Annotated in this window: 10 protein-coding genes; 7 read left to right on the top strand and 3 right to left on the bottom strand. The window is 58.4% G+C overall.

Features of this window, described 5'->3' with window-relative positions; genetic code table 11:
* Window positions 1-49 precede the first annotated feature (49 nt).
* Genes ACTJGZ_RS08395 through ACTJGZ_RS08425 form a run of 7 tightly spaced genes read left to right on the top strand, consistent with a single transcriptional unit; the run spans window position 50 to window position 9,412 of the window.
* Entirely contained in the window at window positions 50-1,465 is a 1,416-nt protein-coding gene (locus ACTJGZ_RS08395) for a GumC family protein (protein ID WP_441662484.1), read from the top strand.
* Window positions 1,452-2,489 carry a polysaccharide biosynthesis tyrosine autokinase gene (locus ACTJGZ_RS08400; protein WP_441662485.1) on the top strand — a complete coding sequence of 346 codons (1,038 nt, stop codon included), beginning with the start codon at window positions 1,452-1,454 and terminating at the stop codon, window positions 2,487-2,489. Before ACTJGZ_RS08395 ends, ACTJGZ_RS08400 begins: the two co-directional genes overlap by 14 nt.
* Window positions 2,489-3,796 carry a lipopolysaccharide biosynthesis protein gene (locus ACTJGZ_RS08405; protein ID WP_441662486.1) on the top strand — a complete coding sequence of 436 codons (1,308 nt, stop codon included), beginning with the start codon at window positions 2,489-2,491 and terminating at the stop codon, window positions 3,794-3,796. The genes ACTJGZ_RS08400 and ACTJGZ_RS08405 overlap by 1 nt, the downstream gene beginning before the upstream one ends.
* A 5-nt stretch (window positions 3,797-3,801) precedes the next feature.
* A complete protein-coding gene (locus ACTJGZ_RS08410) occupies window positions 3,802-4,719 on the top strand; it encodes a glycosyltransferase family 2 protein (protein WP_441662487.1) in 918 nt (305 codons plus the stop codon).
* Window positions 4,706-6,034 (top strand): O-antigen ligase family protein, encoded by a 1,329-nt coding sequence (locus tag ACTJGZ_RS08415; RefSeq protein WP_441662488.1) that lies wholly within the window; start codon window positions 4,706-4,708, stop codon window positions 6,032-6,034. Before ACTJGZ_RS08410 ends, ACTJGZ_RS08415 begins: the two co-directional genes overlap by 14 nt.
* A 26-nt stretch (window positions 6,035-6,060) precedes the next feature.
* Window positions 6,061-8,460, top strand: a complete 2,400-nt coding sequence (locus tag ACTJGZ_RS08420) for a capsular biosynthesis protein (protein WP_441662489.1) — start codon at window positions 6,061-6,063, stop codon at window positions 8,458-8,460.
* Between the two features lie 10 nt (window positions 8,461-8,470).
* Window positions 8,471-9,412: an NAD-dependent epimerase/dehydratase family protein gene (locus ACTJGZ_RS08425; RefSeq protein ID WP_441662490.1), complete on the top strand. Its 942-nt coding sequence runs from the start codon at window positions 8,471-8,473 to the stop codon at window positions 9,410-9,412.
* A 27-nt stretch (window positions 9,413-9,439) separates the two neighbouring features.
* On the opposite strand, the gene ACTJGZ_RS08430 is transcribed toward ACTJGZ_RS08425, so the two are convergent.
* Genes ACTJGZ_RS08430 through ACTJGZ_RS08440 form a run of 3 tightly spaced genes read right to left on the bottom strand, consistent with a single transcriptional unit; the run spans window position 9,440 to window position 12,910 of the window.
* The gene (locus ACTJGZ_RS08430) at window positions 9,440-10,645 is read right to left on the bottom strand and encodes a glycosyltransferase family 2 protein (RefSeq protein ID WP_441662491.1); all 1,206 of its coding nucleotides are present in this window, start codon (window positions 10,643-10,645) and stop codon (window positions 9,440-9,442) included.
* Window positions 10,645-11,769: a Gfo/Idh/MocA family protein gene (locus ACTJGZ_RS08435; protein WP_441662492.1), complete on the bottom strand. Its 1,125-nt coding sequence runs from the start codon at window positions 11,767-11,769 to the stop codon at window positions 10,645-10,647. The genes ACTJGZ_RS08430 and ACTJGZ_RS08435 overlap by 1 nt, the downstream gene beginning before the upstream one ends.
* A 34-nt stretch (window positions 11,770-11,803) precedes the next feature.
* Entirely contained in the window at window positions 11,804-12,910 is a 1,107-nt protein-coding gene (locus tag ACTJGZ_RS08440; RefSeq protein ID WP_441662493.1) for an acyltransferase family protein, read from the bottom strand.
* Window position 12,911 lies beyond the last annotated feature (1 nt).

Genomic DNA, 12,911 nt, shown 5'->3' on the forward strand with positions numbered 1-12,911 from the left:
ACCCTTGAGCGCGACGCATCGTGGCGTCATATCTGGATAAGCGAGAAGCATGGATGGTGTTCCTAACGCGGCGTCGCTGCCTCAGCCAGAAAGTAATTTTGTGTCGCTGCGGCAGTTACTCGCCATTTTTTCTGCCCGCGCACGCCTGATTGGCGTGGTTGCGGTGCTCGTCTTTCTTTTGACGGGCATCGCGTTAGTGGCTGCGCCGCGTGTTTGGACATCCTCCGCTTCGGTATTTGTAGATTACCGTGATGATGATCCGATTTCTGGCCAGAAAATTTCCCCATTGATTGATGACGGTTATTTGCTGACGCAGCGGGATCTATTAAGCAGCGCTGCCGTTGTCGATTTGGCTGCAAAGAAACTGGGATTGATTCCAGCCGCGCTGCCAGGCGCAACCGCAGAGGTTTCTGCTGTCACCACAGCAATACGCAGCCGGATTCAAGTGACAGGCGGCCGGGATAGCCGGGTGATTACGGTTACCTATTCCAGCGATTCGCCCGGGCGGGCGCGTGATGTCACGAATGCGATTGTTGAATCCTATATAGAATTTACGGAGCGCTTGTCATCGACGGCAGCGCGTGCACGCCGCGAACAGTACAACGCGCAATTGGATGCGTTGCGTTCCGAGATAGATTTGATTCAGGAAAAGCTGACGCAGTATCAGCAGGAAACCGGCATTCTGAATACTCAGGATCATGGCAATCTGGAAACCTTGCAGCTGAACAGCATGGTGACTGCGCTGGCACAGGTTCAGGCACAGAAGGCAGAAGCCATGGCGCGCAATGAGGCCATCCAGAAACTGATAAGCAGCGGGGTGAAGACCGAGAACCTGCCGCAGTTGAATCAACTGCCGATTCTGCAAAATCTGCTGGAGGCCTTGACGCAGATTGATAACCGCTTGGCGGATGTGCGCGGGTCGCTGGGCAATAATCATCCGACGATGCGGGGCTTATTGGCGGAACGGGCGCAGCTCGTGCGCCGGATCAGTCAGCAATCCCGGGCGGCGCTGGATACGCTTGAGAGCGACGTGGAGCGGCTTGGTGGCCAGGAGCGTGCCTTGGCACGAGATATCGCTGCGCAACGGGAACGCGTGTTGACGCAGATGCAGCAGCGCGATCAGATCACCGCCTATCAACGCCAGCTAAGCAGCGCGGAGCAGGTATATAGCACTGCACTGCAGAAATATGACAGTCTGTTTATTGCCAGTAATATGAATTTGGCGAATGCCTCGATTATCCAGCGGGCCGAGTTGCCGCGTGCACCATCCAGTCCCAAGGTGCTGCGCAGCTTGTTGATCAGTATCCTGATTGGCCTGATTGCCGGGTTTGGCCTGGCGCTGGTGCTGGAGTTGCTCAATCGCCGTGTTCGTTGTGCCGAGGATGTGACGCAAAATGGCATGACCTTGCTGGGTGTGGTGCATCCGCAGTTTGATTCGCCGGAGGGCAAGCATGAGCGGAGATAGGCAGCCTGACGATGCTGGCCTGGCCAAGGATGATGCGGGCGGGCCGCGTTCGCCATTCAATGTTTCATTCATGTGGCCTGAACCGGAAGCCGCAGGTGCGCAAGGCACCACCACCGTGCCGCGGATGGGCGAGGAATTATTGCGCGCCGGGGTGCTGGACGCCGCGCAGATTGAACATATTGTTAAAGCACAGCGGCAGAGCGGGATGCGTTTTGGCGAAACGGCCATCGCCCTGGGGTTATTGACGCCGGAACAGGTGCAATTGGCGCTGGCCGACCAGTTTCATTTTCCTGGTTTGGCGCGCGGCGCCCACCCCTTGCTCAGGCGATTGCCTTTGCTGTGCGACCCGTTTGGCGCGGAGGCCGAGGCAGTACGGCAAGTGCGGGCCAATATTCTTTTGCGCATGCGTGATATCAAGCGGTTTTCGGTGGCCATCACCAGTCCGACGATACACGCCGGCAAGACTTATATGGCGACCAGCCTGGCAGCGGCGTTTGCCCAGACGGGCCGCCGGACTTTGTTGCTGAATGCGAATTTGCGGGAATCCGGGCAGCAGTCCTTGCCTGATCTGGCTGATACACCGGGGTTGTCCAGTATTTTGGCCGGGCGCGCGCGGGATATACGCAGCCAGCCACTGACGGGATTGCCTTTGTTGCATGTCATTGATGCCGGGCCGCAACCGCCCAATCCCTTGGAACTTTTGCAAGAGCCGGCCTTAAGGACTTTTTTGCATAGTGTCGGCCAGGAATTCGATGTGGTGATCGTAGATACGCCTGCCGCGCTGGAGTCTTCCGATGCGCAAGCGATTGCCGCTCAGACAGATGTCTGTGTCATGGTGGTGCGGCAGCATAAAACTTCGCTAAGCCAACTGAATCAATGTCGTGAGTTGTTGATGGCGGCCCACGCAACGTTGCTGGGCGTGGTGTATGGCGCTCGCGATGCCCATCAATCGCGCTTGAAGAAGCGCTGGTTCAAGTGGCGCGATTGGTTTTCCCGGTCAGGCAAGGGCCGGAGCAAACACTGATGTCTCGTCCCTCAGAGATTGATGCAGCGCATGAGAGCGCTGCGCCCAAGCGCCGGGCCGGCTTGCTCTCCCATTCCATGTTATCGAGTCTGGATCAGGCATGGCTAAGCGCCTTGAACCTGGTGCTCGGACTAGTGTTGATCCGGTTGGCGACCAAAGATGAATACGGGGTGTATTCACAGCTGTTTGTCGGCGGCCTGTTTATTACGACCGTCGTGGATGCGTTGTTGACGCATCCATTGATGACAGCATTGCCGGGGCTGGAGCCGCTGACGCGTCAGGCATTGTTGCAGCGTTTGTCGCGTTTGCAGCTGGGGCTGGCGGTTGGTCTGGCGCTGTTAGGGGGCGTCGCGTATGGCGTTGCGGCACATCAGGCCGGTGATGCGCAGATCGTGCCGATTGCCTTGAGCTTTATGCTGTATCTCTTGAGCAGTTCGCGCCGGGAATATCAGCGCGGCTTGAGTTATATCGAAGGGGAACCCAAGCGTGCGCTGATCGTGGATGGCATCTATGGTGTCGTGCTGGCGCTGGGCGTGGCCGTGCTGGCGTGGCAGCGCGCATGGCTGCATTTGCCGGGCATCTTTCTGGTGTTGTCGCTGGCAAATGGCGTGGCGTTGTTATGCAGCCGGCGCCGGGTGCGGCTCGATGCCATGCCGGATTTGCGGCAGCCGATGGCGCAACTATGGCAGCGCGGAAAATGGGCTTTGCCAGGGGCCTTGATGTCATGGGTCGTGAATTACAGCTATCTCTACATGACGGCCTTGTGGGTGGGAGCGGCAGGTTCGGCAGAGTTGAATGCTTCCCGCCTATTGTTGATGCCGGTATCACTCTGTGTCATTGCTTGGGCGAAGGTTGGCGCGCCGACACTGTCGCGTACCTTGCAGGCGCAGGATACGGCACGGCTGCGCCGGATACTGGGGGGCTCGGCTGTGGGCCTGACGGTATTGGCTTTGGGCTATCTGGTGCTTGTCTGCCTCTTGCTGCCGCTGCTGGAAAAATATGTGCTGGGCCCGGATTATGCTGGCGTGCAGTCCTTGGTGCTGTTGTGGGGGCTCTACTTCTGGGGGTACGCCATGCACTGGCTGTGGACGGCCTTTCTGATGGCCGCCGATCGCTATCGTGAGCTGCTGGGGGTTTCCTTGCTGGCGCTGGTGGTGCTGGTGATCAGTTTGCCGCTGATGTTGATGTGGTATGGCACGACGGGCGCAGTCATAGCGCTGATAATTGTTGAAGTGGCGACGGTTGTGATGCAACTGTGGCTGGCCTGGCCCTGGTTAATGGGCAGGGCGCAGTATTCCCCTCGATAAAGACGATGAAACTGAGTATCTGCATTTGCACTTTTCGCCGCCCTGCTCTGCTGGACATTCTGCTCGGACAGCTTGCCAAGCTGGATCTTGAACAGGCGCAGACAGAAGTTGTGGTGGTGGATAACGACCCCGCAGGGGCTGGCCTGCCTGTCGTACAGACTTGGCAATCACGTTTTCCCGTGGCATTGCGTGCGATTCATCAGCCGAAGCCGAATATTTCAGCCGCACGGAATGCAGCGATTCATGCGGCTCTTGGCGAGTTCGTGTTGTTTATTGATGACGATGAGTCGCCCGAGCCGGGCTGGACGGCTCACATGCTGGCCACCCAGTCGGCCTATAACGCAGATGTGGTGGTCGGGCCGGTCTGCCCGCGGTTTCATGAAGACACGCCTGCCTGGGTGCAGCATGGCGGTTTTTTCGAACCGCGCGCGCACCAGACCGGCGATACGTTGGCGCCGTATCAGGGATATTCCGGCAATACATTGATCCGTCGCGCCTTGGCGCTCCAGATACCCGGGCCGTTTGATCTGAATTTCGGTGCGACTGGCGGTGAGGATGTCATGTTCATGACGGATATGGTGGCGCGGGGGGCGTTATTGGTGTGGTGTAACGAAGCCGCAGCATCGGAATTTGTACCGCCTGCCCGCACGCGGCTCGCCTGGATCGTGCGCCGCGCCTATTGGGGAGGGCAGGTGTTTATGCGGACACAGACATACCGGCGCCGGGGCTGGGAGCGTTTCCGCTTGCAAACAGTGCTGGGGACGAGGGCCTGTCTGCAAGGTGGCGTTGCCTTGATTGTTGCCTTGCTGTTGTTGCCGGTGTCTAGAATCAAAAGTGTGCGTTGGCTATGTACAGCCTCATCACAGGCTGGCAAGCTCAGCGCTGTTATCGGCTATCACAACCGTGAATATGGCGCGCTCTGATGCGAAGGGTTCGAGGGTCTGGCTGAATTGGGAACGCTGGGTTGTCGCGACAATTGCAGCGGTGTCTCTATCGTTTTCGCAAATCCGGGTGAATGGCTTATTCAACACCGGTGAGCGAATCGTCGTCGATAGCCAGCAAGGCTCCATGCTCAACCAGCTGGTATATGGCGGATGCCTGGCGCTGGCATTCCTGGTTGCCTGGCGCCATCAGAGGGCGGTGTGGCTGGCTTTGCAACGGATAGGCTGGATGTTGCCTCTGTTTCTATTATGTTGTGCCGCCAGCGTATTTTGGTCTGCCTATCCGCTGATTACAGCCAAACGGGTGGTGCAGATCAGCGGCTGGCTCTTGATAGGGTTGTTGCTGACGTTGCCAGGGTTCGGCACCCCGTTTTTCAGCCGGGTGCTGCGTGTGTCACTGGGCATTCTGATTGTCTTGTCCGCCATGATGGCGATTTTGACCCCCCAGTATGGGCAAAGTCTGGATATCCATGGTGGCGCCTGGCACGGTATCTTGTGGCAGAAAAATACCTTGGGCGCAGCGGCCGCGGCGATGGTGCTGTTTTGGTTTGATGCTGCGTATACCCAAGCCAGGATCTCGCCGTGGCTATGGCTGGGGACGGCGTTGGGGTTTGTGACCCTGGTGATGACGAAAAGCAGCACATCATTACTGACACTGCTGCTGGCCCTGGGTATCTACTTGATGGTCTATCGGGCCAGGATCCTTCAATATCGCATGACTGCGGTGCTGGTATGCGCCGGTTGTGTTGGCGTGCTGCTGGGTTTGCATTTTTATATGACGGTGACAGGCGAATTGCCGTCCTGGAAGACCCTGACTGGCCCGGTTACCGCATCGGTCGGGAAGGGAAATGACCTGACCGGGCGGACCGAGATCTGGGCTTTGTTGTTTGAGGCGATCAAGTCCCATCCGTGGCTGGGGATCGGCTACGGCGCCTTCTGGATCGGCGAGAACGGACCGGCGCAATTCATTGCGGATTTCCTGTACTGGATGCCATCGCACGGGCATAACGGTTTTCTTGATATGCTGAATGAGCTGGGCATCGTGGGGTTTGCGCTGCTGGTGCTGGTTTGTATCAGCCATGTCTATAAATTGATTCATCTCAGCCGTTATGCGGCGCAGGAAGCCGCGCTGCATTTGGCTGTGTTCGTCATGCTGGTGATTAGTAATTTCTCGGAAAGTCATCTGCTGTATGGTTTGTCCTTTCAGAATTGCTTGTTCATTTTCTCGATTGCGATTGTCTCGAATTCTTTGGCGCGGCATCGGAATGGCGGTTTTGAAGCGCGGCCGTACCAGTAGGCAAAGATTATTTGTTGAGGGCTGAGATGCGAGATTTAGAGTTTTTTGCTGCCATGCGTGTGGCAACACGCCGGGCCAAGACGCTGGTGGCGGTGCTGTTGGTCGGGTTGCTGACGGCCAGTGCCGGCGCCTTGCGTGCTGAGCCGGCATTTCCTGCGGCGTATGTCTTTTCTGTCGATGAAGATGCCTTGGCCGGCGCGCCTGATCAGTCCAGCCTGAATCAGGCCTTGCAGCCCAGCGACATGATTTATGTGCGGGGAGCGCATTTTTATCGGGTGGGGCCGGATAACACGGCGAATACCACCGATGACACCCGCGTGCGTTTGTACGGAATCAACCTGAGCTTTTCCGCGAACTTCCCGCCGCCAGAGGATGCCCGGCGTATCGCGCAGCGTCTGCGGAAATTGGGATTCAATGCCGTTCGTTTGCACCATCTGGACACCGTGCCCAGCGATAAGCAGCAGCCGCCATTCAGCGTGCTGGGTAAAGGGCCCTACCCCAGCTGGAATCCGGAAGCCATACGGCGTTTGAAGCACTTTATCGAGGTGCTGGCAGACGAGGGTATTTACACCAATTTGAATTTGCGGGTCGGTTATCAGTTCCGCCCTGGTGTCGATGCGGTGGAACCGTTTAACGCGGCCGCAGTGCGGCGCCCCATCGGGAATCCGATGGCGATTTTTGACGAGGAAATGATTCAGCTGCAGGAGCGCTATGCCGAGCAACTGATCGACGCGTTGGGCTTGCGTGATAATCCCGCCCTGGCAATGGTGGAAATCAATAACGAATCCTCCTTGCTGTATGCCTGGATGACGCCCGGGCTTTGGGAAGATGTGCTGCAGGCCAGAGCCAAGCCAGCGCTGGAAGAGGATTGGCGCACGTGGCTGACGGAGCGCTACGGGTCGCTGACTCAGGCGTGCCAGACCTGGGGCACTTGCGCCCGTCATGGGGCGGCGCAGATAGGCTTGCCGGTGGCACAGGCGGATGCGGCCGTTGGCAGTGGCTGGTTCGCGCGTTTGCAGCGCAGGATGACGGATGCTTTTGGCAACTGGACGTCCCCTACGCTGGCGAGCCAGCTGGCGGCACCTGTGCCGACGCCGGAAACGGATTTTCTGCTGTTTCTGGCTGAGATGGATGCCAGGTATCTCGATAGAGTCGCCAAAGTGGTCAAGCAGACGGCAGGCCAACGGGTACCTGTCGGGGGAACCCAGATGAGTTTTGCCGGCATCCTGGGGCTGGTGGCGCAACAGGGGATGGACTATATCGACGAACACGTCTATGTGGATCATCCGCACTTTCCCCAGGGCATTGCCAATATTCATGACTGGCGTATCTGGGATACCGCATTGAGCGGTAAAGGGATGGAGCGCTTGCATCGCCTGGCATTGATGCGCGATGTGGATAAGCCTTTTGTCATCAGCGAATACAACCACCCTTACCCAAGCCGCCAGGGAGCGGAAATGATCCCCTTGCTGGCAATCTTTGGCGCTTTGCAGGATTGGGACGGTTTGTTCTTCTATGAGTATGGCGATATTTTTGATACCAGTAATGCGCCATCCGGTTTCGGCTTGCATGGCGACTGGGGAAAATATGCGCTGGTTGGCCAAAGCGCAAGATTGTTCCGTGAGGATTGGGTGACGCCGCTGGCGCCGATCCATTACCTGGGCTTGAGTGCCGCGCGCCAGGCTGTGATTGCTGCTGCCGCGCCGCTGAACAATTTGTATGCCGAGGTGCAACAGGCCTACCGTTTGCCAGAAGAGTCAGTGCTGAGCACGCGGATGGGGGTCGTGCCAGAGGGAAGTGATGTGGCGACGGCAGTCGATGCCAAGACGCCTGCGGTCAGCCGGCAGGATGGCTTGATCCGGCTTGATACGCCGCGCGCCTTTGCTGTGTTTGGAATGACGCGCCGTGCCGAAGTGAAGCAAGGCGATACGCAATTGGCGTTTCAGCAGCCGGGTACGCACCATCTCAGCATCATGGCCAGTACTGTGGATGGGCAGCCATGGGACCGGTCATGCCACTGGCTGATTTCTCTGGGGACCGCGACGGTAGGCACACAGCCGGGTTCGCGTCCTCCACGGCCGAAAGACTGGATACCGCATCCGTTGGGCGATTATTCCTGGACGCTGGAGCCTGATCCTGATTCGTTGTCCGAACCCTCCGCGCCACGGGTTGGCCATGCTCCTGCCTGGCTGGGCGCGGATCCTATCCGCTTGACCCGGAACGCGCCGGCACCGGCGGTGCAGGTGTTTCCATTGGATGGGGCAGGCCAGCGCCGGGCGCCGCTGGATGAGGCGTCAGCGCGGGTGACTGCGGGAAAGGCGGTACTGTCTTTGCAACAGAGCCCAGCACTGGCTTCGCCATGGCATGAAGTCGTGTTTAGTGGCAATGAGCTGTGCGGGGCATTGCCCGTTCCGGGGCATAAGTAAGGAGAGGGATATGAAGGTGCTGGTGTTGGGCGCAAATGGCTTTATTGGCAGGCATCTGCTGGATGCCCTGGCTGCGACGCCAGACCTTGCTCCGGTTGCAGCCAGCCGGAGACCTCAGGTCAGTGAACGCTTTGCGACGGTCCAGTTGGACGCCACGCAACCGCAGGCGCTAGCTGCGGCCTTGAATGATGTCGGGGCCGTCATCAATTGCATTGCCGGTGCGCCCGCGACCATGACGGGCAGCGCGCAGGCGCTGCGCGATGCCTTGATGGACCGGCCTGCCGTGCGTCTGATTCATTTCAGTTCCATGGCTGCCTATGGCAGTGTGCGGGGAGATATTCTTGAAACAACTCCCTTGCGCGGGGATCTGGGCGGATATTCTCAGGCCAAAGCCCAGTGCGAATCCATTCTGGCCCCCATCAAACAGGCATTGTTGTTGCGTCCTGGATGTGTTTACGGGCCGGGGGGCTGGGCCTGGAGCGGCATGATTGCCCAGTTGTTGCGGCAGGGGCGGATTGGGGATTTGGGGCCTGCGGGAGCGGCGCCAAGCAATCTGGTTCATGTGGATGATGTCGTCACAGCCGTCCTGCAAGGATTGCGCCATCCTGAGGTCGTGGGCCCGGTCAATCTGGCGATGCGGGATGCGCCGACCTGGAACACCTATTTCTCGATGTATGCGCAAGCGCTGGGCTTGCCGCCGCTCAAGCGGGTGAGTGCTGCGCGTCTGTGGCTGGATTGCTATGTGGCGGGCAGTGTGATGAAAGCCTTGGAAATGCTGAACAAACGCAAGGCGGCAGGCAGCGGACAACCGGTGCGCCTGCCGCCATCGGTCGTGCGTTTGTGGCGCCAGGACCTGCGCCTGGACCCCAGCCGCGCGGAACAATGGCTGGGCGTGCATTGGCGGCCTTTGCAGCCTGCCTTGCAGCAGATGGCTGCCGCAGCGCAAGCCTAGGCTGCGTGACAGGCTGGAGAGCGAGGATCAGCCTTTGTTCTGATCCTCTGGCGTGTCATCGTTACGCTGCGTCTTAATCCAACTCCGGTTATGGCGGTGTTTGATTTTGGCGTAGAGCTTCCAGGCGATAAAAGCGGGAACATGCAAGAAGTCCCGCAACGCGGACAAACCAAGACCGGATAGCCGCCAGCCACGCAGGACGTAGGCCACCAGGACGGCGATCATTGCCAAAGAGAGCCAGATGCCCCATTGCAATGGCCAGAAAAGGCTGGCGATACTGCTGAAGACCAAGGTTGCCACAATCAGGAACGCGATTTGCGCCAGTGGCGGTGTCAGCAAGTCCAGCGCTAACTCCAGGCAAATTTTGCTGGGTTGCGTGATGCCCTGATGCAACAGCTTCCAGGCGTACTGGCGGGTCAGGGTCAGCCGCCCTCCTTCCCAGCGTTGCCGTTGGGTAGATGCATGATCGGTTTTCTCAGGCAGCTCGGCATCGACAGATGCCTCGTCCACATAGTGGACCCGTATGCCATTCATGCCCAGTTGCAGGCCATATTCAATATCTTCAGTGAGCGAAAACACATTCCACGGCTGCCGCTGAAGCAGCTGGGCCGTCAGACACATTCCGTTGCCGCGCAGCCCGCAGGAGAGGCCCAGGCGCTCACGAGCGCGAGAACGGACATCATGGAAAGCGCCATAGGCAATGGTTGTGAGCCGGATACGCCAGGATGCGGTCAGATTCAGAACACCGTAGCGCGCCTGCATGGCTTGGGCGCCTTGTTCTATCCGGGCGGCAAAGCTTTCCAGCAGATTTGGGGTGACCACCGCATCCGCATCTATCAGAACGACAGCATCGGCCAGCCCTTGAGCCTGACTGTGGGCAAAGGCGAACTTCAAGGCATACCCTTTGCCTCGCTGGGTGTCGTGATGGCGTATCAGCACTTCGGCGCCCGCTGCACGGGCACGTTCAGCGGTCGCGTCAGTGCAGTTGTCCGCGACCACGATAATGCGGTAATGCGTCGTCGGCCAGTCCAGCTTTTTTAGGCTGGCGACGGTACGTGCAATGACGGCTTCTTCCTGGTGGGCCGGGACGATGATATCGAAACGCAACGTTCTGCTGGCTGGCAAAGGGCGGTCCAGCTTGCCTGAAAGCAAGGTCAGCAGGCCCAGGTAGATGCAGGCCAGCGCGGGGACGAACGCCAGGCAGAGGATCAGGAGGCTGAAGACAAGGCTCATTAGATAATCGGCGCTGTCACAGGGGCAGGCATATCGAAAGTGGTGGTCATGAGATAGACGGCCTGGTCGGCTTGCATATGATGGATCGCCAGCGAGACCTCGTTAAAGTGCAAGGCAAAGTCTGCTGGGACGCGGGAAGGACGGTTTTCAGCGATCGCAAGCGCCATTTCTGCCGGCCCGCGGGCAAAGTCCATGGCGGCAGCGCCCCAGCGCTTGGTTTTGGGACCGGTGGCCCGCAGCGGTACACGATGCCGTAGCGGCGACTGCATGAAACGGTTGCGAATACGCAGGTATTTACGGTAATAAGGCTGATCACGATAGAACCAGCAGTCTTCCGCGTAGAGAATGCCCTCGTCGCCGATGATGCGGAAACTATGGTCGTGAGGCGCGACGATGGAGCAGGTCAGGCGCGCCACCATGCCACTGTGGAATTCGAGCACGGCCACGGAAAAATCAGCGGCTTCCTGCGCATTGGCGGCGACGGGTTTACCAGGATGACAAAGAGAAGAAAAAGCGACGACCCGTTTGACCGGCCCAAAAAACAGCAATAACCAGGTCAGGTTATAGCCAGCATGTTCCAGCGTGCAGCCAACTTCAAACTCGTCTTCGTACGGCCATGGCGCGCCTGACAGGCTGCGCCAATTGCGGTACGGGGCCAGCGCCAGAAAGTTATCGTCCATTTCAGCGTAGGTCAGGCGCGGCTGGCCAATGGCGCCGTTCTGCAAGGCTTGAGCCATGGCTTGAGCCGCTTCGGCAAGATGGTTGCAGGGGGCGGAAGTGAAGGATAAGCCTTGCTGCTCCGCCAGAGCGACCAGCGCCTTGGCATGCTCAAGCTTCATGGCCATAGGCTTTTCGGAATACACATGCTTGCCAGCCAGCAGGAACTGCCGGGACACCTCGTAATGCGACGCTGGATTGGTCAGGTTCAGGACCATATCGAACTCGGCCCCCGCCAACAGCGCGGCAGCATCGGTGAAGATGGGAATTTGCCATTGCTTATGCCAACGCTGGGCATGCGCAGGCACGATATCCATGGCAGCAACCACTTCCAGTGTGGGGTGGGCCTGCAGGGTGGCCATATAGTTGTCTGCGACAAAACCGCAGCCGACGATCGCAATTTTCATCTGAATTCGCTCTACTCTACTGACCCGTGAGGGTTTAATTCGTTTGCGTGGACTGCGAGGCTGCTGGTTTCTTGCGACGGCCGCCAAACCAGCGTCGTGCCGGCTGTTCGACAAGATAATAGGTGATGGTCGAACAGACCACCACAAACAGAGTCAGCAGCAGGCCACCAATGATTGCTTGGGTGAAGGATTGCGCCATCCAGGTCGGGCTGATGAACCGATAGGCGGCAGAAGAAAACAGGAAATGACCGAGATAGACGGAATAGGAAATTTCACCGAGAAAATAGATAGGCCGGGTTCCCAGGAGCCAACTGACGGGATTTTTGCCGCACAAGGTCAGCAGCAAGGGGGCGCAGGCAACGGCAATGATAAAACCGGTGTCCGGTACCAGGGCATAGGTAATAAGTAGGATGGCAGCCGCAACTACACTGCCGCGACGTGTTTGCAGCCAGAGAGAGAGCTTGCCCTGGATCACAAAAGCGACTGCGCAGCCAAGGGCAAACTCAGGCAGGCCGCGCGCGATGGCAGGCCAGCCGATGAGACCCCAGTGCGTCCAGGCATTGGCGGTAAAGCCGGCGGCCAGGCACAAAAGGATAATGCCGATGGCGCTGCGTTGCGACCAACGGTGAAAGAGCCAGATGACGCCAGGGAAAAACAGATAGGCCAGGAACTCGATACTCACGGACCATGAGGGCGGATTCCAGATGTTGGATCCGGGCAAAATGAAGTCCCATGCATGAATCAGCAAGACATGTGACAGCAAGGCATCCGGGCTGAACCGTTCGGCCCCGTTGTTGAGTGAAATTCCCCAGCGGCTGGCCAGCCATAACGAGCACAAAATGGCGAGCAGCATGAAAAGGTGCAGCGGATAGATACGCGCCATACGGCGTTGCATGAACGTCGCGTAGCTTTTCAGCGTGACGGTTTCCTGAAACCAGCGCTGATACACCAGCGTCATGACAAATCCGCTGAGCACAAAAAAGATATCGACTTGGCGGCCGCCGTTGAAAAACATCCGGTCAATCAGCGCCGAGGGCTCCAGCGCGGTATTGATGGCGAGCAGATGTTCCTTGACATGGGCCCACAGCACAATCAGCGCTGCAATGCCCCTCAGCCCGGTAAGTCCTCGGATTTCTTGCATT

The sequence above is a fragment of the Kerstersia sp. genome, assembly GCF_052103615.1.
GTDB lineage: Bacteria > Pseudomonadota > Gammaproteobacteria > Burkholderiales > Burkholderiaceae_B > Kerstersia.